Origin of the sequence: Undibacterium umbellatum (assembly GCF_014284125.1) — a bacterium.
GTDB lineage: Bacteria > Pseudomonadota > Gammaproteobacteria > Burkholderiales > Burkholderiaceae_D > Undibacterium > Undibacterium umbellatum.
In genome coordinates, this window is the sequence record NZ_JACOFX010000019.1 from 33165 (window position 1) to 55710 (window position 22546).

A 22546-nucleotide genomic window follows, 5' to 3' on the forward strand; every position below is an offset into this window, starting at 1 on the left:
CCTTTGGAGAAATATCAATGAAAAAATCACTCATCGCTCTGTCAGTTTTGGCTGCTGTTGCTGGTACAGCACAAGCCCAATCTTCCGTAACTATCTACGGTGTTGTAGATATGGCCTTGCAACATCAAAACACTGGCGATCCTGCAGGCTCTACTCTGGCCTTGGATAGCGGTATTCAATCCGGCTCCCGTTTGGGCTTTAAAGGCTCTGAAGATCTGGGTGGCGGTCTGAAAGCTAATTTCCAATTGGAAATGGGTGTCAATGCTGATACAGGTAGTTCCGCTCAAGGTGGCCGTGCTTTCGGTCGTCAAGCTTGGGTAGGTTTGTCTGGTGATTTCGGCTCTGTGAGCTTCGGTCGTCAATACACGCCAATGTTCGTTGCGATTGATACTATCGATCCGTTTGGCACAGGCATGACTACTGGCACAGCTGGTTCTGGTACTAGCTCTTTGGGCGCTGGTACTTACTTCCTGTGGGATAACTGGAATTCCATCCGCGTCAATAACTCCGTTTCCTATAGCACCAATTCCATCAGTGGTTTCACTGGTACAGCAATGTATGGTTTCGGTGAAGTTGCTGGTAACAATACTGCAGGTCGTTACTACACTTTGGCTGGTGCCTATTCCGCTGGTCCTTTGAACGCAAACTTGGTGTATAACAATTCCCAGAACGCTGCTGGCAACAACGCAACTAAGGCAATTTTCCTGGGTGCTACCTATAATTTCGGTATGGCAACAGGTCACCTGGCTTTTGGTAAAGTAAGTGATGATGGTAAGGGTGCTGCTGGTGTTGATCGCCGCACTTGGTTGTTGGGTGCAACTGTACCTGTAAGCACAGCTGGTGCCGTTGTTGCTAGTTACATCCGCTCTTCCAACCAAAACAGCGCGTTGAAAGCAGCTGACGGTAATCACATTGCTGTTGGTTACACACATTCCTTGTCCAAGCGTACTAACGTGTACACTTCTTTGTCTCGTGCAAGCAATGATGCAAACGCCGCTTTGGGTAGTGCAGACTCCGCTGCAAATTTCCATCCAGTACCTAACGGCGCAACAGTCCGTCTGGTCAACGTTGGTATCCGTCACAAGTTCTAATTTTATGCTGACTTAAGTCAGTATAGAAAAAGCTTGGCAAGACTGAAAAAGCACCCTTAGGGGTGCTTTTCTCATTTTAGTGCTAAAGCTATCTGAATGATTCCTGATGGTCGCTTCCAGGCTCCAGGCTGGTCAGCTTGTTTGTGCTGCGACCGCAAAAAAGGCTGACATCATTTATGCCAGCCTTTCTGCCCATCTTCTATAATTTATTAATTGCTAAAATTCATGGAGTTATCCGCAATAGGCCAGCCGTTAGCGACTTTTATGCAAAACTGACACTCAGGCCTGATAAAGGGATGCCAGAGAAAGCGGTGCCCCAGGTTTGACCTGGCAGGACCGGATAGGCATCTGTCCAGGTGCCAGTGGTGATAATCTCGCCAGCCTGCAACGGTGGAAATTGCGGTTGTTTTTGTAGCAAACCATGCAAATACCAGATCGCATGCAATGGGCTGTCCAGCACATTACTGCCATAACCCGCACTCAGCAATGAGCCATCACAAGACAGGGAGACGCTGGCATTGGCCAGCAATTCAGCCAGATGCTGGCGACTGGAACTCGACAAAATACGTGGCTCACCGATCAGCAGGGTGCCGTGCAAGCCCAATGCCGCTATTGCATCGGCGGCCTCAAACTTCCAGTCAGGGTAGGGGCTGACGACGATCTCTACGCCATGTGCCATCCATTCAAGGCAATCCGCCAGCTCTTCTATGCAGGCATCAGCAGCAGGCGTCCTGCCCAGCTTGAATACCACTTCCGGCTCTATACGTGGTTGCAATGCGCCTGTCAGGCTTTGGTAGGCATGGTTGTCTTCCACATAGCGTACGGTGCTATCGAAAAGGCTGCTCCAGATAGGTTCGCGTATGGCGGCTTTCTCTCCATACTTGGTCCACAGCTTGCGGTTGGTAAACCCCAGTTTGCGACCTATGCGTACCTCGCCTTCGGCGGCGCGTATGGTGTCAGATGCTTTGGCAATGTCATAGGCATCCGCGATGCTTAATTCGAACTGCCAGCTCAGCGGGCTGACATTCTGGGTGCGTGCCCTTGCTTCAAGAAATGCATAGGCATGTTGTTCGGCTTGTAAGGACATGGCATCAAATTTGGTTGTATTGAGCACTAACCAAGAAGCGGTCGAGGTATTAGCTACCGCCCCATAGGTCACCGTTATTGCCCGACCTTGGCATGGTTACGCCAAAATGTTCATAGGCAGATGGGGTTGCTATCCTGCCTCTGGGCGTGCGTTGCAAAAAACCCTGCTGTATCAGATAGGGTTCCAGTACATCTTCTATGGTGTCGCGTTCTTCTCCTATGGCGGCGGCAACATTGTCCAGGCCTACCGGGCCACCGCCAAATTTGAAGAGGATGGCTTCCAGCAGTTTTCTGTCCATCAAATCAAAGCCAACGGCATCGACATCGAGCATCTTCAAGGCAGCATCGGCAATGTTTTTGGTGATTTCACCATTCCCCTTGACCTCTGCATAATCGCGTACCCGCCGTAACAGGCGATTGGCGATACGAGGTGTACCACGTGCCCGCTGAGCGATTTCACGCGCACCATCAGCCTGTATCGGGGCACCCAGCAGCGATGCAGAGCGGGTGACGATCTTGGTCAATTCTTCCGGTGTATAAAATTCCAGCCGGGCGACGATACCAAAACGGTCGCGCAGCGGATTGGTCAGCATGCCGGCACGGGTGGTGGCGCCGACGAGAGTGAAGGGCTGTAAATCCAGCTTGACTGAGCGCGCTGCCGGGCCTTCACCTATCATGATGTCGATCTGGTAATCTTCCAGCGCCGGATACAAAATCTCTTCTACGACTGGTGAAAGCCTGTGTATCTCATCAATGAAGAGTACATCATTGGCTTCCAGATTCGTCAGCAGGGCTGCCAGGTCACCGGCACGTTCCAGCACCGGGCCAGAAGTCTGGCGCAGGTTGACACCCATCTCACGCGCAATGATATGCGCCAGCGTGGTTTTACCCAGGCCTGGCGGGCCAAACAACAGGGTGTGATCAAGCGCTTCACTGCGCTGCCTGGCTGCCGTGATAAAAATTTCCAGTTGGCCGCGTATCTTTTCCTGCCCGACATATTCATCAAGCTGTTTGGGGCGCAGGGCGCGTTCTATTGCTTCTTCATTGGGCGAACTGGGCGTTGCCGCAATAATGCGCGGCTCGCTGAAATTCGAAGAAAGATTGTCGGTCTGTATCGTCATCGCTTAGCCTTTGGACAATGCTTTCAATGCCAGCTTGATGCCATCAGAAACGCCACTACCTGCAGGCACCGATTTCATGGCCAGCAAGGCTTCTTTATCGGAATAACCCAGGGCCAGCAAGGCATTCAGGATATCGGCACTATGGTCGCCGGCTGCCAGTGCGGCAGTCGCAGTACCGAGGTCGGCACCTAGTTTGCCTTTGAGTTCCAGCAGCAGGCGTTCGGCGGTCTTCTTGCCTATACCAGGTACACGCGTCAGGCGCCCGGCTTCTTGCAGGGTGATCGCCTGTGCCAGGTCAGCCACCGACATGCCTGACAAAATGGAGAGCGCAGTACGGGCACCAACGCCGCTGATCTTGATCAATTGCTTGAATGTCGTGCGTTCTTCTGCAGTACCAAAACCAAACAGCACATGGGCATCTTCGCGTATCGCCAGATGGGTCAGCAAGACCACTTTTTCACCCAGGTGAGGCAGGTTATAGAAGGTGCTCATGGGCACGTCGACTTCATAGCCTACGCCCTGGCAATCGACCAGCAATTGCGGAGGATTCTTTTCTATCAAAGTACCTGCAATGCGACCTATCATGAGACTGCTTTCATACTGTATGAATAAGCAGTGATAGTAAACGATTCTTGTGCGTTTGACGAGGCAAATGCGGGGAAATTATATGGATATTGCGTTACTGCAATGAAATGAGTTCTGTATAGGCCTAGCCTACCAGACGCCCACCCTTGACGCGCAAGCCCTTTTTGGCCAGTCCCGGCGCAATCGCGCCCAAAGCCGCTAGCGCTTCGCCACTATGAGCATGGCAAATTGCCACGCCCAATGCATCGGCAGCATCACTGCCGGGCACCCCCGACAAGGCCAGCAGGCGTTGCACCATGTCCTGCACTTGTTCTTTCTTTGCGCGGCCATGACCGACCACGCCCTGTTTGACTTGCAGGGCCGTGTATTCTGCCACCGCCAGATCCGCCGCCACCAACGCACAAATCGCCGCACCTCGCGCTTGTCCCAGTAACAGAGTGGATTGTGGATTGACGTTTACAAAGACTTTTTCTATCGCTGCGCAATCAGGCTGGTAAGTGCGTACTATCTCCGAAACACCTGACAATATCGTCTTCAAACGCTCGGGGAGAGTGCCATCGATCGTCTTGATGGTGCCTGATGCGATATAGGTCAGCTTGCTGCCTTGTTTATGAATCACGCCAAAACCGGTAGTGCGCAAGCCAGGGTCTATGCCTAAGATTTTCATGAAGTTTTTGTTGGTAGGTGGTCAGGTACAAATCGCTGGCGTTGCCGGACAGGTCTTGCCTGTGAGTATAGCCTATCAGTATGGGACTTTTAATTGTCGCCATGTAAGTGAGTAATTACTTTTGACATCCTGATTTGAGACGTACCGGACGGGGTTACACCATGTATTTATGTTCTTGATGCGCCAATGCCAGGTACATCGGTCTCAGTCACACACCTTAACAAAAATAGCAGATGTATGGCAGCTTGTTACCTGAAGGCGAGCTATGCAGTAAAAGTTCGCAGGTTTCGGTGTAGCGAAAATCAGGTGCAATCTAAGGGGCATTGACTAAACGATGTGTCAACACGCCTTGGTTATTTTGCATTTTTCTGTTGGTCACGCCAGTCCAGGTACTCTGGAAAAGTCATTTCCCTGACCGCAATGCAATTGCGTAGACCCTGAGTGACGACCATGTCAAAAGTTTCCGGGTCGATCTTTGCTTGCGGATATATTTCACAGCGATACAGGATCGGCAAGCCATTTGGACGCGGCTGATTTGGCGCCAACATTTCGTTGCCTATCATATTGGCCAGCAAGGCAATAAATATGGTGTTCATAATCCCCGATTCCCCTGATGTAGCAATGTATGGATTTCTTTGAAGGGCGACCTGCTACGGTTTTTCTGAGCAGTTTTTGTCAGCTAATGATAACATTGCCTATATCTCTACGGCTGATGAAATTTTACTTTCATTTGTTAGAACTCATTTCACTTTGGCCGATGAAATGCGTTCATCTTCTATCCACGACATATAAAGAGAATTTCATGCGTTTGATTCCCAAATTTGCACTGGTTGCAGTAACAGTAGCTGGTATTGCCCTGCTTTTCAGGCTTTTTTCCAGCAACAACGAACTTGATGCGGTAGGGAATACACCTGCAAACGAAACACTGGTATATGCAAAACAGGTGGAAGACGCTGAAAAAAAGCCAGACGTGAAAATTTGGCCAGGAACATTTGTGAACTCGGTCGAATCCAGGCAGCAGGTTCTGGAGTACAAGATGAACCTGGCAGAAAATCGCAGTTTTCAATTCAGTATTTCTTCTTACGCGGCAAAGAAGGACAGGAGCAAAGCCAAACCAGACGTCAGTAAACAATTGTCAGGTCACTACAGGGTAAAAGGCAATGTCATCTACTTTGAAAATTTACAAGGGGACACTGGTTTGATGTCAGATAAGGCCCGCAGTGTTGTCAATGGCTGGGGCCCTGATGGCATTGAATTCAATAATGAAAACTCAGTCATGCGTCTGCGTGCGCAAGTGGTATCTCCTTCCCATCAACAATAAGTCCGGTCATGCCAGGGTTTCGGCGCTGGCGGCAAGAAAAAATGAATTCGTCAGTCATGCAGGTCAGCGAGCAAAGCGAGGATATGCGTCATCCAGGTAAGGGTCTAGGCTTTGAGTTGCTGTCATTCTTCTTCTTATTGATGCCGTTTGCCATTACCAATGGCATCGTCGTTGCCAAGGCTGCTGCACTGCCACTGTACGGTGGTAAGATCGTCTTGTTCGTTTTGCCAATTTCATTCCTGCTATTCCAATTGTGGAAGAAGAGCCTGGTGCTCAAGTTGGTGACGGCCATGCTGGCGGTCTTGGCTGGTGCCGAAGCTCATGTAGCTTATCAGTTTGGTGGCATATCTGGTTCCAGCCTGTTTTCCATACTCACAACCAGTGACGGCAGTGAATCATTCAATTATCTGATCGAGCGTAGCCAGGCGGTCGCTCTGTGGCTGCTGCTGTGTGCGGTCAGTACCATGTTGGCGATGCATTTTTCGCGTCGCAGTCATTACCGGCCAGGCGGTTTTCCGATACTCTGCTTGCTCTGTGTGGCAGGCTATGGATGGTATATTGGTGCCATGAGTGCCAGTGCCTACCTGAAGGAAGCAAATGCTAACCGCTTTCCTACCGTCAGCGAAGATGCCAGGGAGAAATTGTTTGGTGTCGGCCATTTACATCCTTTACTTTCTACAGTGAAAGATACTTTTCCTTACGGTGTGCCGCTCAGGTTGTGGATGTTTCTGCAGGAAGAAAAATTCATGCACGGCATGGAGCAGGAGTTGAGCCAGTTTCGCTTTGGTGCAGTGGCAACCGGGCCGGCAAGCGCAAGCACGCAAGAAACCTATGTCCTGGTTCTGGGAGAGACGGCCAGATTTGATCGCTGGACAGTGAATGGCTATGACCGCGATACCTCGCCAAATTTGTTGAAAGCCAGGCAAAATGGAGAACTGGTCAGTATGCGGGACATGATTACTCCCAGGACATTCACCATGGGATCCATCCCCATCTATCTGAGCGGGCGGGATATCATGCGGGAAGGTGCGACGCAAAAATCGCTGATCTCTGCCTTCAGGGAAGCGGGTTTCAAGACTTATTTTCTATCTACCCAGGTCAAGAAAAGCTTCCTTAATAATGTCACTACCATGTTTGCCGCCGAGGCTGATGTACAACAGTATTTTGAATCCGATGAGAGCCTTGGCTTGTTTTACGATGATGCCTTGCTCGCCCCATTTAAAAAGATCCTGCAAGAGAAGTCACTCAAAAAATTGATTGTGCTTCATACCATGGGCAGCCACGCTATCTATACAGCCAGGTATCCCAAGACATTTGAGAAATTCCCCGTGAGCATTGATGGAAAAGCGGTGGCAGCAGGTGAACAACTCGATGATATTCAGGCAGCATCAAATGCCTTCGACAACAGCATACGATTTACTGATCATGTCTTGGGAGAAATCATGCGGGCATTGACTGCGCTGGAAGGTAATGCGGCCATGATTTACGGTTCAGATCATGGCGAAACATTGCCCACCAAGCTATGCAAATTCATCGGGCATGGTGTCGTGAATGAAGAGAATTTGCGTGTTCCGTATTTTGTCTGGGCCAATCAGGCATATCGCCAGGTACACGCAGGCAAGTGGCAAAACCTGTTGAAGAACGAGGACAAGGCGACGATGACATCGTCCAATTTTGCCACGGTGCTGGACATGGCAGGCATCAGTTTCGCCAGTTTTCCTGCTGAACATAGTCTGGTCAGGGAATATCAGGTTAAATCGACGAGAATGGTGATGGACATGCAAAACGATGAGCTGGACTTCAATACCGCCAGAAAAAAGGATGACACCTGCGGTATGCTGCAAGCCAGGGAATGAATTCCTGGCTTTACGTCTCAGACCGTTAAATCCAATGCTATCTGGGTCAGCTCTCTTGCACGGAGTGAGGCGATCCACTCCCTTTGCAAGGGTTCAAATTTCTCCAGAAAATCATCTTCAGGTGCACTGCCTGCTGCGGGCGCAAATTTGAGTATGACTTCTTTCAAGGCTGCATTGCTCAGCAAATGCTCATTTTCAGCATGTGCATGCTTTACGTGCCGTGTTTGAAAGTTGTGCGTTTCAGCGATCAGATTTCCATGGTCATACAATTTGACTTCATAGCGCTGCTGCGCCTTTGAAATATGCGCCATCAGTCTTGAGCGCAATAAAAATCCTTGCATGTTCAGGCTGGTAAAGTAGCCATCGTTCAGTCGGTACTGCGGGTGCCGCCACAATTCACCGCCGTGATTGCGATTGGCGAATTCTATTTTGACAACATTTTGCATGTCCAGCGCCAAAGGCACAGTGCTTCTTGCCGTCGCATACAATAGGGGGACGCCATCTTCATCGCGGCTCAAGTAGCCTTCAGGCAGCAAGCTGAACTGATCTGAATGTGCAAGCCCGACCAGGTCAGGCAAGTTGGGATCAGTAAAGCCTTCTTCCATGCGGATACGAAAATTACAGTCGCGCACACTTTCGAGCTTGAGTATCAAGTCATCAGGCATAGTCAGTGCATAACGGGTTTTCAGCACAGACTTGATCCAGAGTTTTTCACCTGTCTCTGTTTCTATCCGTTCAGGCTGTATAGAAGAAATGATATGCAGCGGGCGAATGATGATTTCGCCAGCCTGTTTGCGTTGTATGGCGGCATCAATATATGGCTCATAGACATTGAGTGCCTTGGCGACCATCTTTTCTTCGAAATCGGTGAGCTGCGGCTCTACAGCCCTTTTTTCCAGGATTTTACTGAGTATGGCGCGTACTCTTTCGCGCTCGGCAGCAGTGTCTGCAAACGCGTAGCAGCCATAGCGGGGTAATTCGTTGAGTATGCTGTCAATTTTTGTTTTAACCGTATTCGGAGTATTCATTTTTTTATTTTTCTGGCACGTGCTGGCCCGCTACTCTTGAAGCAAAACAGGATAATACATGTTGTCTCAGGCATTTTCCGCTTCTGTTTGAAATTGCGGGAAGTGAGACGTGCTATTTTGTTAATTGCAAGACTGGTAGCGCTTCATTTTGAGGAATATTGGCAAGGCCATGCTTGCAGGCCTTGATAGCTCCATCTCTGAACTTATTTTCGCCATACTGCCGGAAAGTTTCCACTTGATGCTGTATCACTGCCTGCTCAGCCAGATATTGATCGCTGACGGTTTGCATGTAAATTCGCCGGGTTTGCAAACGCGTATCGGCGGGCAGTTCCGGAAAACGGGTGTCGAATGAGTCTGCAACCGAGCGGGCAAAACTGCGGGTCTTGTAGACGTCGACGTCTCTGAGGCGATTGGACATGGATACCATGATGATCGACGCCACGTCTTCACAAGCCATTTCCAGTTGCAACAGGGTCAACGGGATTTTCATATTTGGTGATGCTACGCCTTCGCTGACAGCGGGCGACGAAGTTTTCCCACACGATGCAAGCAACATCACGCTGCTTAGAAGACAAATAAGTTTCTTCATCAGGCTACGCCACATAGTCTTGCATACGATGCACCCACTTCATGATGGGTTTTGAGATGACGCATCCATTCATCTGTCTTGTGTACAACATGAACACCATTCACTTTCAGTGTAGCCGATAACTCGCGCCGCAATTCTGCAAGTTGCGCTGGAGAATTACTCTGAAAACATGGCAGTTCCACTTTCCAGGCAATGGTTGGAACCAGGCGATGATGAGCTTGTTTTTTTTGTATGTATTGAGTCTCCAGGCGTAAAAAGACTGTTTTTACCGTCTGGTTCTTGGTCAAAGTCTGGAAAAACTCTTTTTTCCATGCGGGTAATACAGAATTTTCAGTTTCATTCTCGTATTTTTTCGTAATATTTGTTAAGCTCATAGAAATAGCTTTATAAAAATGAAGGTAAAAAACTTTTTCTCATTGAATGCTAGCAACTGTTGCCGAATGTGTCAATTTTGATCCACCCTGCAACTTGCTGGCATTATTTTAAAATGATGAAAAACCATTGCTGGATATGTATTTTTTAAATTTGGTTAAGTCAATGAATAAACCTGTCCTATTTTTTTGGGCCACACTCGCATTTGGAATGTCGTGTAATTTTGCTTATGCTCAAGAGGGAAAGAAAAGTTCAATTCCAGAAATCAGGGAGCCTCTCGGTGACAAACGTTCGCAACGCCTGATTGTACTCGCGACTGACCTGATGTTTGTCAGACATTTTGCCACCGACAGGCAAAACAAGCTGAGGGAGCTGGAGATAAATGTCAGTCTGGAGCCTTTTAATGAAAAGCAGAAAGAGCTCCTCGTCATCCGCAAAGCACAAATGGACGAGTGCGCGAAAGATGCTGCGGCAGTCCAGGCTAATTTCTTTACTGCCTATGATCAATTGAATGCTGCCAAATACGAAGTTTCGGACTATATGGCGATTTATACCTACGCCAAGAAAAACGCTGCCGATTTCCAGCGCAAAGACCTGCTGCAGGCAGCCGAGTTGAAATCCTATGAAGAAAGCAGGCCGCAGGGTTTTACATTCCGCAGCGTCTGCATTGATGACGGCGTAGCCCCTAAGCTGAAAGAGAAAACTGAGTTCGTTTCGCCAAATGCGCAGCCCAGGAAATAGCAGGACCTGGAAAGCCAGAACTCTCTATAACGAATGGCAAAGCAAACCATGATGTATCAATCCTTTTTGCAGAAAAAAAAGCGTCGTCTTGCAATCACCATTTTTTTTCTGGCCTTATGCATGACCAGTGCAATTGCCATTTTTGCGCTGCTAATAACCGCTTTGAATGCAGCGGGTGCTGGCGCTCTGGCGGTGCCAGGTGCTTTTGTCTGTGTTGCTTTCTATGAGCTGGGACGCTATTTTTTTTATAGAAGTTTCTTCATGCAACAACTGGCACGCTTTGCAGCCTGGAAACAAGTACTCAATGAAAGTGACGAATGACTACTACTGTTGCTAACCGCAATCAGCGCGATGCGCTGACGTTCCCCCCCGGCACCATGCAAGTTTTGTTTGCCGTAAGTGCTGTGATCTGTCTGATGCTAGGGATTGGTCTGACACGCCTTCTGAGCGTACATTTTGAGCAGCGTGTATTCAGCCTGATTATTTTTTGTGCGCTACAACTGCTACCTTTATGTTTTGCTCTGCGCATGCCTTCGCTTTTGACAGGGCGTTTGCATTTGCTTGTCGTAACAGTTTATTTTCTGGTTGCCTTCCTCGCCAATATCATGTTCCCGCAGTTGAAGTCTTATTTAACCTGGCTTTTCTACTTTTTCTGCATAGTGGTGCTGGCGCTGTCAGTAGTGTCGGTAGTGCAGGTCCTGCGTGCCAGTCTGGTCCGCTTGTTCAGGCGTGGCAAGTAATTCAAGACAGAGGGAAGAGTTTTGTTATTCAGATATCTCTCCACGGGCATTTGCAGTCTTGCCCTTGTCGTGTCGGTACAAGCTGCATCTGTAACGGACTCCAGGGAGTCGACTGTCGTCAAGCTCAGGAATAGCCTGCCTGGCCAGGTGCCGAAGCACAATAACGAGTACGAACTGGCGATATACCGTCTACCTGCCGGTGCAGAAGTAGCAAAGCTCATCTGCGGACAGATCCGCAAGTGCGAGAAAAAAGTAAAGGGAGCGTATACCTTTCATGCCTTTTCATCGAAGTTTGATCAGTTGGATGGCGATCTCGTCAGATTGAATGTGAGTCGCCTGCAACAATATGCTGTGTCGGCTAACTACGAATTGACCTTGGGGAAATATTTCTCTGTGACGTTCAAGAAAAGTGGATCCATTGGTGAGGGCATGCTATTTGAAGATGTCAGTTTTGTCGTTAGGCCGGTGTCCTTGAACGCCGGAGAGATGAACATCGATGTTTTTGGTTTGTTCAAATATCACCTGTTGGGATCCGGACAAAAAATCAGTCCGTCTGGACGTGCGGTTCGCTTTGCATCTTCAATCAGTCAGTCAAAGAATTTTCTTCTGATAGCAGAGGCGCAGGCGCAAACAAATGAACCTGGATATCTCGCAGTGATCAAGCAATGCGATGAAATTTTGACGCCTTCGTACGAAGTGAAAATGCTGGAGAAGGGTTTATGAAAAAAAAATGGATGTTGATCATGTTCGCTGCTACTGCGCAAACATGTCTGGCCGGCGGTTCATTGACTGAAGAGTTGGCGGCGGAGCGTGGAGTTAAAGTCGTCAATGTGGATTTGTTGGGCAGGGCAAAGACGGCGCCGATAAGGCCGCAAATCATGAGTTGTGGCGGGGTGCCCATGACTAGCAGAGCAGTTTCTGGGAATGTATTGCAGAACAAGGATGGAAAAATGTCGGCAGCTACGGGGCAGCCGCCAGCTCCACAAGAATTTAATGTGGAAAAAATGAAAGAGTCGTTGATCGAAATTTCAAGGCAGGCATCAAGCATCCGCTACCAGGCTGCTTTGGCTCAAGGTGAAAAAAAGAAATCCTGCAATGTAAATCTGACTGAATAAACCTCTCTAGTGAAAGAAATTATGCCCCTGATAGATCAGCTTGTTGAAGCCTTGCACAATTTGCATAAGCCCCATGTCGAACGGGCTTTACAGTTGTATCAATCCATACAGGTGCCCAATGGTTTGACCGAAGAATACTTCCTGCATCTGCAACAAAACAGCCCGGCCATGGCGGCAGAATTACCTGCAGATGGCAAGGAAAAGCTGGCGGCAGCCTTGGCGGCCCTGTATGGCGTGATACAGGTATTGAATCGCTGTGCGACCAATTTTCCATTTGGCCGGACTTTGCCGCTACTTCCATTTGTTGCTGAAGACCGGGCTGTCAGGGCAGCACAAGAAACCTTGTTCGACAAGATGAAGGATGAGTTTTTTGCGCCATCCGCATTTGACGATGCAAACGCTGAGATCGTTTATTTGAACCGCCTGGCGATGATCCGGGACATGCTGCAAGAATAGATGCAGGCCTGTTACTACCGTCTTAAATGAATCAGACGTCTATTCATGTTACGTCTATTAATTTCACTTTTTGTTGAACCTGAAGATATCTTGATCGGGTAGCGAACGCCCCTTTCCCGTCGGAGTGCAGATTGCCAGGTTGGCGCTGCACTTATTTACCTCGAATATTGTCTGCAAACTCTTTTCACTGAGGCTAACGAGCCATATTCAAATACTTTGATGCAATCATCTAGTTTTTTACCATCATTGTCTTAATAAATTTCTTTTAAAAATGGTAGAATTTGGATTAAATACCAATAAAGCCTTATATATCATTGGTTTTAATAAAATGGCATGATAAGATATTCAAAGAATTCTAAATTTTTCCATGAATAAAAAACTAGCAAAAGCCGTCCAGGAACTGCCTGTGCCCGTAGCTAAAAAAACCAGACGCTACGGGTTTGAGTTTTATCGGGATAATTTCCGCCGTATGACCGTACTTGCATTGGGGTTGGTCGGCCTGGATATTGTTCTGGTAGTGGCAATGTTTCTGGTGTATGCCAGTTTTCCTTCACGCGATTTATATGCGACTACCCGCAATGGCTTATTGGTGAAATTGAAGCAATTTGACAATGTTGATCAGGTCAAGGCTTCGCGGGCGGCAAAAGCGGCAGTAAAAGTTGAATCAGCGAATCCCTAAAACGTGTAAGAGGATCAAGATGTCTGGCTCTATAGCTCAACAACAATTGCAAACCCAGTCGGATCTCAAGCCGAAGCTAGCTGCGGTTGATTCATCTCATGTAGATGGAAATGCCAGGGAAAATACTGGTCAGCCTGAGTTAAACATGGCGCGTGCTGAATTTTATCTTGACCGCTATCGCTTTATTCAGAAAGTGGTGGCGGCTTTGCTGGTGCTGACAATCTTGTTGTCTTATGCCTTATATGATGTGTATAGCAACCCCCCCAAGCCGCAATACATCGCAGCAGAAAATGATGGGCGCATTATTGAATTGCGCCCTATCAGCCGTCCTACCATCTCCAAGAATGCCTTGCTGACGTGGACTGCAGAGGCGGTAACTTCAATTTTCACTTATGACTACGTGAATTACCGCAAGCAGTTTCAGGGGAACGTGGATTATTTCAGTGCCGATGGCTGGCAAGCCTTCATGGAGCAACTTGATAAGTCAGGGACGCTGCAAACGGTCAGGGAAAAATCCATGCTGGTTTCCTCTGTCGTCAGCGGCAGCCCCGTCATCACCGGTGAAGGGCAGGCCAACGGTGTCTATATGTGGAAAGTGGAAATGCCGATTGATGTGACATATACCCCATTCGGACAGAGTCCAATTAAACAAAAATTGGTAATCAAAATGAACCTGCGCGCAATTTCTCCATTAGAAAATCCCCGTGGTGTAGTGATCGATAGCTTTAGTACTTTCGAGCGATGATGTGAGGCCGTTGATGATGAACAAGAACACAAATGTCCGCCTTGCCTGCGTCTTGCTACTGAGCCTGGTCGGTGGTATTGCCTCTGCAAGGCAGGGCAGCGCAGAGAATCAGGCCAATGCCAAGGCGCAGACCAAGCCAGGTGAAATGGCTTTGCCCAGTGCCATACCCGAACCCAGTCAGCAGAGCTCCGCCAAAATGACGGCAGCAGAGCTCAACGCACGTTACAGTGACCCCGCCATGCTGCCATCGCCTGATGGGTATGCGCGGCCCCGTACCAAGCTGAAAATGCCACAGTTCCGCGATCCCAAAGAACAGGCACTGGATGATTTGCTTGATGAAACCGTGACATTTACCAGGGATGACATCAATCGCTATTACGACCGGATTGACGACTTCAAGCGCTCCGTGCGCACACCTGATGGGCAACTGCGCAGGGCTGTGATTTCCTCTGTGATCGTGAATCTGCAGCCGGGATCGGTGATTCCGGTAATGCGATTGAATGTCAATGAAAATTCATCCTTGCTGTTTACCGATTCCACCGGCAACCCATGGCCTATTGTCAAATTTTCCGCTCCATCGAAAGCGATGTTTGCTGTGGAATTCCATGCCAGCAATAATCCACACGAAATTGCGCTGGAGCCGATCAAGGATTATGCCTACGGTAACTTGAAAGTGTTCCTGGCAGGCATGAGTACCCCAGTGTTCGTCCGCCTGGTGACAGGGCAAAAAGAAACAGATGTGCGTCTTGACGCCAGAATGCCAGTGCGGGGGCCGAATGCGGCTGCACTGATAGAAAAACAAATGCCGCCCGAGGCTTCCTCCTCCATGTTTTCCATGTTGAATGGTGTGGTGCCTGAAAAAGCGCAAGAGCTCAAGGTAGAGGGAGCAGATGCCAGAGCGTGGATGCTGGATGGCAAAATGTATTTGCGACTGACGAACAAGACTTCAGTGCGCTCACCATCATGGACAGGCACCATGTCCTCTATTGATGGTACCAATGTTTATGAGCTTCCTGCGCGCACACCAGTGATTTACGCTGCGCAAGAAGGTAAAAGTGTAGAACTACGTGTGTCGGGGTTTTAAATGGCTCAAACGAATACAGGTGGAATGGCGTTCCTGGCGAACCCCAAGTCCCGCATGATGGTAATTGGCGTCGCCGTTGTTCTGGTCGCAGGCATAGCCCTGGCGGTGAATGGCATGATCAAAAAGAATGCTGCGAGCCAGGAACAGGGTGAATCTACCAGCACGGCAGCCTTGCCAGCTAATGCGAATCAAAAAACGGTTATTGATACGAACAAGGTGGATGCCAAGCAGTCTGAGTTGCGCAAGGTTGCGAATGAAGACGCTGCCAAACTCGCCGATTCTAACGGCCAAACATTTATTGCCACGATTCGGCCTGATGTGGCACCTGCCTCTGCCCCACAGGCTGCGTCGGCAATTGACCCGTCCATGTATGCCACTCGTAATCCAGAGAATGGTTTTGCTCCCAGATACGCTGGTCCGCGTGAACCTACCGAACAAGAGATACGTGACGCAGAAGCAGCTCACCAAAAGAAAGTGGATGACTGGAAGCGCAGGCTGGCGGCTGATAAGTCAAAAATCAACGAAGCCTGGGAGCCAGGTGCCAGGGTCTTTTATACCGCCTATGTGGGAAGTGAGGATGGCAAGGCGGACAAGAAGGATGTGAGTGCCCCGGATCTGAGTGCTGGTAAATCTGAAACGCCAGCAAAAGAACAGGTATTTGCCAAAGCTGGAGACATTTTCTATGGCACTATTGATATAGGCATGAATACCGATGAGCCAAGTGCAGTCACAGCATACATCCTCAGTGGTCCATTCAAGGGGGGGAAACTACTCGGTGCCCTGGCAGGACAGACCGCACCATACTCTGAAAAAGCGGTCATTCAATTTACTTCGCTGAATCATCCAAAGTTTGATCGCTCCATTCCAGTCAAAATTTTTGCAGTCGATCGTGATACCAAGCGTGCTGCTGTCGCAGACAATGTAGACAGACATTTACTGACCAAATTTGGACTTGCTGCGGTAGTTGATTTTGCCCAGGGTTATGCTGAGGGTAAGTCACAGAGTGCTACTACTGTAACCTATGGTCAAAACGGTGCGCCGACTGTCATTTCTCAATCAGAGTTGACGAACAAGCAGTTGCTTGCCCGTGGCGCAGCTAAAACCATGTCGCGTGTTGCCAGCACTCTGGCACCTTATACGAACCGGCCAAATACCCTGGAAGTATATTCCCAAACAGAAATTGGCCTGCTGGTTGCCGCAGACATTGTCTATGTTGAAGGTATGAGCGCCGATAATAGCGGGCCAGTGCCGGGCACTGGCGCAACCAACAATCCAAGGCGCGCAATGTCGCAAGCTGGTAGTGCATATCCGACACCACTTCCGGCACAGCAAGCTGCCTATGGTCAGCAACAGGTCTACATGCCTCAGCCAGCGTATGCCCAGCAACCCGTGTATGCGCCACAGCCAGTCTATGGAATGCAGCCGTCCTACGGTGTGCAGTCTCCAGTGTATGGGCAAGTTCCCACTTATGGTCAGCGTTAGATCAGCGGGTGATCAGCGTAGATTCGTTGATGGAATGCAGCTTTATTTTTGACCACAAAGCCTAGAGTGAATAGAAGATAAGGAAGAATAATGGGAATGAATGACTGGGATGATCTTTCGGGTAACCCAACTAATAGTGCAGATACTGACTCTTCAAACAGTCCGACCAGCGTCGCTAGCAGTAATGTGACGCCGCCAGCTGCCGTGGCGGCAAGCAATAGCAACAAGACCATGTACTTGGCAATGGGGGGGCTGATGCTGTTCGTGATGGGCGTATTTGGTTACACCAAGTACATGGAATTCCAGGGTGTACAGAATGACGAGCGCATGCAGCAACAGCAGGCTTTCCAGAAAAGTAAAGCAGAAGCTGAGCAGCAGAAACGCAAGGCAGAGGAAAAGACGGCGCCACCTGTCGCCGCTGCTACCACTGCTAACACCGCACCAGTTGCAGAGCAAGCGCCTGCACCAGCAAGCCTGCCTCCGGGTGATGATCTGGCAACGCTGGCGCAGCTTAAGAATCGCAGCATCACGAATCCGGCAACACAGACTCCGTTGGCAGTGCCAGCAGCAGTAGCGACGGCACCTGTGAACGTAGTCTTGTCAAGTTCTGTTGCGCAAAGCGCGCCAGCTGCGCCAATGGCTGCGTCCAGCCAGGATGGGCAGAAGCGAGAGCAATATGTCAGTCTTCTGGAAGGGCGTGTGAATGACCTCGGTCTGGCAAAATTGCGACTGGAAGCTGAGCTCTGCAAGTATGAGCCAGGTCGTGGTTTCTGCGCGCGTTCCGGCAAAGGCGTTGCTGCACCGGAAGCCTTACGTGAACCGGTCCGGCCTGCCAGCAGATCCGTGCAATCGCCCTCAGAGACGACGGCACGTGTCATGTTATTTGACACTGCCAAAGCTGGAAATGCGATCGCAGCTGATTTGCCACGTACTGTGTCAAGTGGCAACAATGCAATGTCCGCAAACTCGCCATCGCGTAGTCAGGCGGCAGATACAGCGCCAAAAGCCCTGTCTTTGCAGGGATTGACCATCTTGCGCGACCGCGTGCTGTACCGTGACCGCGACGGCTTAACGCATGAGGTGGAGTTGGGTGGCAATATGGAAAACTTGGGGCGCCTGGAAAGAATAGATTTTGAAAGAAAATCTTTCCAGGCCGGTGGCCGTACTTATAACTGATAACAGGTCTGGAGATGTTGATGTCAATTTCTCGCACTCGCCTCTTCTTCGGAATGGCGTCCAGCCTGCTGGCTGCGCCAGCATTTGCTGCGGGCCCAACAGCCATGACCATGCTGCTGAAATTTGGCGAGAGCATACCGGGGTTGTGGAACTTCGCGCAGGCGATGAGTTTTGTGGTGGCAATGTTTTTGTTTGGTTTTTCCCTGTTCAAATTGAAACGGATAGGAGATAGAAAATCAAATGAAGGGATGATGTCGGTAGTGATGACACTGCTGGCTGCAACTGGCCTGTTTTATTTGTCTTCTTCATTGGACAGCTTTTTGGTGTCCACCTTCGGGACCAGCACTATCATGACCTATACCTCGTCGAGCATACTGGATGCAGAAGGCCTCAAGGCGGCGAAGGTTGTCATTGGTTTTGTCAATCTGATCGGGCTGATTGCGTTTGCCCGAGGCTGGTATGCGCTCAAGATGCTGGGTTCTGGTGGTGGTCACAAGGAGGACACGGCCAAGCGCGCCATCGTGCTACTGGTAGGCGGCACCTTCTGTCTGAACATCGTCGCACTTTCGGAAGTTTTGCAGAGATCATTGGGTATCAGCAACATTATCAATTGAAAGGAGGGGTAACTCTCCCTTGTTGTCAGAAAATGCTAATTATTTTGACTTTTGTTCGTATAAAAACTTGAAAGCATTTTTGGTCTGAGGTATTCTTAGCGATGTTCTTACCGGACTTTGTTGCATCTATTTCTAAAGCTTAGGAGTGTTTCCATGAAAAAACTTAACAAGAGTATCAAAGGCAAGCTGGGCGTTGTGTTGGGTGTGGCGGCAGGCACAGCCGTGGCGCTGATGCCAGAGCTGGCTTTTGCAGCAGACCCAGCAACGCAATCAATCGGCGATATCGCAATGAATGCGTCCAAAAGTATCAACGGTGTGCAAGTCATGATCCAGGGTGCCTGCTACATGGCTGGCGTAGCGCTGGCTGGTGGCTCCATGTTCAAGTTCAAGGCGCACAAGGACAACCCTCAGCAAACACCGCTGTCCACACCTATCGTCATGCTGGCTGTCGCAGCAGGTTTGCTGTACTTGCCATCGTTGATGAGTAGTGCTGGTGATTCTCTCTGGGGTGGCAAACAGAACAGTAACAAAGTTTCTTATCAGTACAGCAGCTTCGGTACCTGATATCTGGCTGGGCTTGCTGACAGCGCACTCGCAGCCATCCTGCGGCAAGACACCAGAAATTGCCTGAACTTGCGGGAATTTTATGACAGTCCACAAAAGCCTCGCAGGCCAAGTCTGCGAGGCTTTTGTATAAGCTGAAAGCAATGGATTAAGTGCCTTGTCATAAAAGCATCATCAGTTTCACCGCTTTTTGATGAATTTGTAGGCTATGCCCAGTCTTCCAGCTTGTCTGGCGTCTAGGCCAAATAGAGGTGTTGATCACCTGTTTGTCCTGTTGTAAATTGAACGGAGAAAATATGTCGGTAGTAAATTCTGTACTTGAAGGCGTGGATGAATTTGTCTATTGGGCAGGTTCCATGTTCAGGAGTGCTGCTTCAGTTTACTGTGAATTGGAAACCACTGATGACGAGAGTACCCTGGTAGCCAAGGATGGATCTCTGATCAGTTTTATTCGTGTCGATGGCGCCAGGTTCCTGGTCGGGGTTGAAGAGTTCGCCTCCATCCACCGCTCACTGATGCAGGGTATTGAGTCCTTTTTCGGCACTGCCGGGCATCACATGCAAGTAGTCTTTGGTTGCGACAAGGATTTTGTTGTGCGTGACATCAGCTATGCACTGGATGGTTCAAGAGAAACCGCAAGAAATTTGCAAATGGATGTACAAGACATGTTCGATGCCAAAGTGGCGCACATGTCGCAATACACTTCTCATGAAGAATGCTATCTGGTGTTGTGGACGCATGGTTCTTCCATGACCAAGGCTGAAGCCGCTACGGCATCCAAAGAAAAAATCCAGTTCAATAAAGAACATAACGTGCCCGTCATGAAACACAGCCAGTATGTGTTTGCGGCGATACGCGAACTGCGCGACAGGCATAGTTCTTTCAAGCGGTCAGTCAAACTGGAGCTGGAAACGGCTGGCCTCGATTGTGAAATTCTGGATGCGCACTCGGCATTGCGGGTAGCGCGCATGTCCTATGATGCTGATTACACAGACGAATTATGGAAGCCGCGGTTGCTGGGTGACAAGATATCCCCACGCGCTTTTGAAAATCCGCATCCCCGTGATGTGTCCGACATACTGTATCCGCGCATTGAACATCAGATCATGCCGCGCGATGCTGAGGAACTGAATGGCAAATGGTTGCGCATAGGTGATCGCATCATTGCGCCTGTCCATGTGTATCTGTTCCCCAAGGATATCAGTACTTTCCAGCGTTTGTTTGCTCGCCTGAGAGAGGCAGATTTGCCCTGGCGCTATTCCATGATGATGGAGGGTGGCGGAGTCCGTGGTTTTGGCATGAAATCCATGATTGCCGCATTGATCTCGTTTGCCTCGTCAAATAACAAGCTGGCCAATAATGCCGTGCAGGCGTTGCAGAATTACCAGGACATGGAGGGGGGCACAGTCGTCAAGGTGTCGATGTCGTTTGCGACCTGGGCACCAGTCGGTGAAGAAAAGCTCCTGCGTAGCAGGGAACAAAGACTGGCGCGCGCCATCGAAGGATGGGGCGGTATGGAAGTGTTTGATAAAAGCGGCGATCCTTTCGAAGGCGTTGCATCCACTCTGGTAGGTTTTTCCACCAAAAACATGGGGACGCCAGCCATTGCTCCCTTGCCAGATATCGTCTACATGATGCCTTTGCAGCGTCCAGCCTCGTCCTGGAAAGAAGGCGCAGTATTATTCCGTTCCCCGGATGGCAAACTATGGCCTTACCAGCCGGGCTCCAGCAAACAGACTACCTGGATTGACATCATCTTTGCGAAGCCGGGTTCTGGTAAGTCAGTATTATCCAACATGTTGAACTGGGCAATTTGCGTCATGCCTGGCCTGAAGCGCCTGCCGCGGATATCTATTATCGATATTGGTCCCTCATCAAGTGGTTTGATATCCCTGGTGAAAGATGCATTGCCACCCAATCTCAAGCATTTGGCCAATTACTTCCGTCTGCGCATGACGCCAGAATATGCGGTCAATCCTTTCGATACCCAGCTTGGCTATCACTATCCAATACCTCAGGAGCGCGCTTTTCTGGTGAACCTGTTGACCCTGCTGACTATGCCCATGGGAAAAACCGAGCCCTACGATGGTATGCCAGATATTTGTGGCATGGTGGTGGATGAAGCTTATCGCCTGTATTCGCCAGAGAAGAGTCCAAAGCGCTACTCCGAGCATCAGGATGAAAAAGTCGATGCGGCCGTCAGATCACTGGGTTTACATACCGATGGGATAACTACCTGGTGGGACATCACTGATGAATTATTCAAGCACGGCATGGTGCATGAAGCCATTCTGGCTCAGCGATTTGCGGTGCCGAATATGAATGACCTGACTTCCGTCGTGCAGGATCAGTCATTCAGGGATGTGTATACCAAACCTAAAACTGCCACTTCTGAAACCATTGTTGATGCATTTTCGCGCATGATACAGTCAGTTTTGCGTGAGTATCCAGTGCTGACATCCACCACCAGATTCGATATTGGCGACACCCGTATTGTAGCGATTGATCTTGACGAGGTTGCAAAGTCCGGTGGTGCTGCCGCTGACCGCCGCACCGGTATCATGTACATGCTGGGACAGTTCATAGGTACACGTAACTTCTTCTTTAATGAAGAAAATCTGCAGGAATGCCGCCCCATTTACAAGGCCTATCACAAGGCACGTGTGGATGAAATCAAGGAAGACCCGAAACGCGTCGTCTTTGATGAATTCCACAGAACTGAAAATTCACCCGTGGTACGTGACCAGGTTCTGGTGTATATGCGCGAAGGCCGTAAATGGGGCGTGCAGGTTTGTCTGTTGTCGCAATCCATGAATGACTTTGACAAAGAGATGGTGGAATTTGCGACTTCCATTTTCGTCCTTGATGGCGGTGACGCGGCACAAGTGAAAGAAATCGGAGATCGTTTTGGCTTGTCCAAAACTGCCCGTCATGCGCTGGAATCGGGGCGGGTTCATCCACCACGATCTGGCGGTTCAACTTTCCTGGCAATATTCTCGACCAAGAAACACCGGAACGAGCAACTCCTGACCAACACTGTTGGCCCTATGGAATTGTGGGCATTCTCCACCACACGTAAAGATACTATTCTCAGGGATAAGTTATACCGCGCCATAGGATCATCCAAGGCCAGAAGGGTATTGGCAGAAAACTATCCGGATGGCTCAGCCATGGATGAGATCGAACGCCGCGAACTTGCCAGAAAATCTGCCACCGGCATGATAGGCGAGGATGACGATACCAATATCATCGAGGCCATGGCAGAGGAATTGCTGGTCTATTCACACAAAAAAGACCATGAAGAGAAGAAACGGGCGGCAGCGCTAGTATAAGGCGATGTTGTTTCTTCTGGCATTGACTTGAAGACGGGTGGCAAGCAGTGTTGCCCGTCTTTGAGTACTGTGCAAATAATTACGCTAGCACTGGCGTGTCAT

Annotated in this window: 25 protein-coding genes; 17 read left to right on the forward strand and 8 right to left on the reverse strand. The window is 49.5% G+C overall.

Annotated features, from left to right (window positions below; genetic code table 11):
• Window positions 1–17 precede the first annotated feature (17 nt).
• Complete coding sequence (locus H8L47_RS24490; RefSeq protein ID WP_186956305.1) at window positions 18–1091, forward strand: porin; 1074 nt, start codon at window positions 18–20, stop codon at window positions 1089–1091.
• Between the two features lie 262 nt (window positions 1092–1353).
• Here the strand turns inward: H8L47_RS24490 and H8L47_RS24495 are convergent, their stop codons facing one another.
• From H8L47_RS24495 to H8L47_RS24515, 5 genes are all read right to left on the reverse strand, one after another.
• Window positions 1354–2178, reverse strand: coding sequence for a 2-keto-4-pentenoate hydratase (locus H8L47_RS24495; protein ID WP_186956306.1), 825 nt, complete (start codon window positions 2176–2178; stop codon window positions 1354–1356).
• A 49-nt stretch (window positions 2179–2227) separates the two neighbouring features.
• Window positions 2228–3298 (reverse strand): Holliday junction branch migration DNA helicase RuvB, encoded by a 1071-nt coding sequence (ruvB, locus tag H8L47_RS24500; protein ID WP_186956307.1) that lies wholly within the window; start codon window positions 3296–3298, stop codon window positions 2228–2230.
• 3 nt (window positions 3299–3301) lie between these two features.
• Window positions 3302–3883, reverse strand: a complete 582-nt coding sequence (gene ruvA / locus H8L47_RS24505; protein WP_162060791.1) for a Holliday junction branch migration protein RuvA — start codon at window positions 3881–3883, stop codon at window positions 3302–3304.
• Between the two features lie 124 nt (window positions 3884–4007).
• Window positions 4008–4550 carry a crossover junction endodeoxyribonuclease RuvC gene (gene ruvC, locus H8L47_RS24510; RefSeq protein ID WP_186956308.1) on the reverse strand — a complete coding sequence of 181 codons (543 nt, stop codon included), beginning with the start codon at window positions 4548–4550 and terminating at the stop codon, window positions 4008–4010.
• Window positions 4551–4903: 353 nt separating this feature from the next.
• The gene (locus tag H8L47_RS24515; RefSeq protein WP_186956309.1) at window positions 4904–5146 is read right to left on the reverse strand and encodes a hypothetical protein; all 243 of its coding nucleotides are present in this window, start codon (window positions 5144–5146) and stop codon (window positions 4904–4906) included.
• A 29-nt stretch (window positions 5147–5175) separates the two neighbouring features.
• Between H8L47_RS24515 and H8L47_RS24520 the strand changes: the two genes are divergently transcribed.
• Both H8L47_RS24520 and H8L47_RS24525 read left to right on the forward strand, forming a co-directional pair.
• Entirely contained in the window at window positions 5176–5871 is a 696-nt protein-coding gene (locus H8L47_RS24520) for a hypothetical protein (protein WP_186956310.1), read from the forward strand.
• 41 nt (window positions 5872–5912) lie between these two features.
• A complete protein-coding gene (locus H8L47_RS24525; protein WP_186956311.1) occupies window positions 5913–7727 on the forward strand; it encodes a phosphoethanolamine transferase in 1815 nt (604 codons plus the stop codon).
• Window positions 7728–7744: 17 nt separating this feature from the next.
• On the opposite strand, the gene H8L47_RS24530 is transcribed toward H8L47_RS24525, so the two are convergent.
• The 3 genes from H8L47_RS24530 to H8L47_RS24540 all read right to left on the reverse strand — a co-directional run bounded on the left by H8L47_RS24530 (window position 7745) and on the right by H8L47_RS24540 (window position 9718).
• On the reverse strand, window positions 7745–8755 hold the full coding sequence (locus H8L47_RS24530) for a hypothetical protein (RefSeq protein WP_186956312.1): 1011 nt from the start codon (window positions 8753–8755) through the stop codon (window positions 7745–7747).
• A 112-nt stretch (window positions 8756–8867) separates the two neighbouring features.
• Window positions 8868–9245, reverse strand: coding sequence for a hypothetical protein (locus H8L47_RS24535; protein ID WP_186956313.1), 378 nt, complete (start codon window positions 9243–9245; stop codon window positions 8868–8870).
• 98 nt (window positions 9246–9343) lie between these two features.
• Complete coding sequence (locus H8L47_RS24540; RefSeq protein ID WP_186956314.1) at window positions 9344–9718, reverse strand: hypothetical protein; 375 nt, start codon at window positions 9716–9718, stop codon at window positions 9344–9346.
• A 136-nt stretch (window positions 9719–9854) separates the two neighbouring features.
• On the opposite strand from H8L47_RS24540, the gene H8L47_RS24545 reads away from it, so the two are divergent.
• The 14 genes from H8L47_RS24545 (at window position 9855) to H8L47_RS24610 (ending at window position 22444) form a co-directional block, all read left to right on the forward strand.
• A complete protein-coding gene (locus tag H8L47_RS24545) occupies window positions 9855–10457 on the forward strand; it encodes a hypothetical protein (protein ID WP_186956315.1) in 603 nt (200 codons plus the stop codon).
• Between the two features lie 120 nt (window positions 10458–10577).
• On the forward strand, window positions 10578–10778 hold the full coding sequence (locus H8L47_RS24550) for a hypothetical protein (protein ID WP_222616670.1): 201 nt from the start codon (window positions 10578–10580) through the stop codon (window positions 10776–10778).
• Window positions 10775–11197 carry a hypothetical protein gene (locus H8L47_RS24555; protein ID WP_186956317.1) on the forward strand — a complete coding sequence of 141 codons (423 nt, stop codon included), beginning with the start codon at window positions 10775–10777 and terminating at the stop codon, window positions 11195–11197. Before H8L47_RS24550 ends, H8L47_RS24555 begins: the two co-directional genes overlap by 4 nt.
• Before the next feature lie 21 nt (window positions 11198–11218).
• Entirely contained in the window at window positions 11219–11920 is a 702-nt protein-coding gene (locus tag H8L47_RS24560) for a hypothetical protein (protein WP_186956318.1), read from the forward strand.
• Window positions 11917–12312, forward strand: coding sequence for a hypothetical protein (locus tag H8L47_RS24565; protein ID WP_186956319.1), 396 nt, complete (start codon window positions 11917–11919; stop codon window positions 12310–12312). The genes H8L47_RS24560 and H8L47_RS24565 overlap by 4 nt, the downstream gene beginning before the upstream one ends.
• Before the next feature lie 21 nt (window positions 12313–12333).
• On the forward strand, window positions 12334–12768 hold the full coding sequence (locus H8L47_RS24570) for a hypothetical protein (RefSeq protein ID WP_186956320.1): 435 nt from the start codon (window positions 12334–12336) through the stop codon (window positions 12766–12768).
• A gap of 367 nt (window positions 12769–13135) precedes the next feature.
• Entirely contained in the window at window positions 13136–13447 is a 312-nt protein-coding gene (locus tag H8L47_RS24575; protein ID WP_186956321.1) for a hypothetical protein, read from the forward strand.
• A 19-nt stretch (window positions 13448–13466) separates the two neighbouring features.
• A complete protein-coding gene (locus H8L47_RS24580; RefSeq protein WP_186956322.1) occupies window positions 13467–14192 on the forward strand; it encodes a type IVB secretion system apparatus protein IcmL/DotI in 726 nt (241 codons plus the stop codon).
• A gap of 16 nt (window positions 14193–14208) precedes the next feature.
• On the forward strand, window positions 14209–15276 hold the full coding sequence (locus tag H8L47_RS24585) for a DotH/IcmK family type IV secretion protein (protein ID WP_186956323.1): 1068 nt from the start codon (window positions 14209–14211) through the stop codon (window positions 15274–15276).
• On the forward strand, window positions 15277–16758 hold the full coding sequence (locus H8L47_RS24590) for a DotG/IcmE/VirB10 family protein (protein WP_186956324.1): 1482 nt from the start codon (window positions 15277–15279) through the stop codon (window positions 16756–16758).
• A 90-nt stretch (window positions 16759–16848) separates the two neighbouring features.
• Window positions 16849–17934 (forward strand): hypothetical protein, encoded by a 1086-nt coding sequence (locus H8L47_RS24595; RefSeq protein WP_186956325.1) that lies wholly within the window; start codon window positions 16849–16851, stop codon window positions 17932–17934.
• A gap of 20 nt (window positions 17935–17954) precedes the next feature.
• Window positions 17955–18548: a hypothetical protein gene (locus H8L47_RS24600; RefSeq protein ID WP_186956326.1), complete on the forward strand. Its 594-nt coding sequence runs from the start codon at window positions 17955–17957 to the stop codon at window positions 18546–18548.
• 153 nt (window positions 18549–18701) lie between these two features.
• The gene (locus H8L47_RS24605) at window positions 18702–19112 is read left to right on the forward strand and encodes a hypothetical protein (protein WP_186956327.1); all 411 of its coding nucleotides are present in this window, start codon (window positions 18702–18704) and stop codon (window positions 19110–19112) included.
• 296 nt (window positions 19113–19408) lie between these two features.
• Window positions 19409–22444: a type IV secretion protein IcmB gene (locus tag H8L47_RS24610; RefSeq protein WP_186956328.1), complete on the forward strand. Its 3036-nt coding sequence runs from the start codon at window positions 19409–19411 to the stop codon at window positions 22442–22444.
• Window positions 22445–22546: the final 102 nt, after the last annotated feature.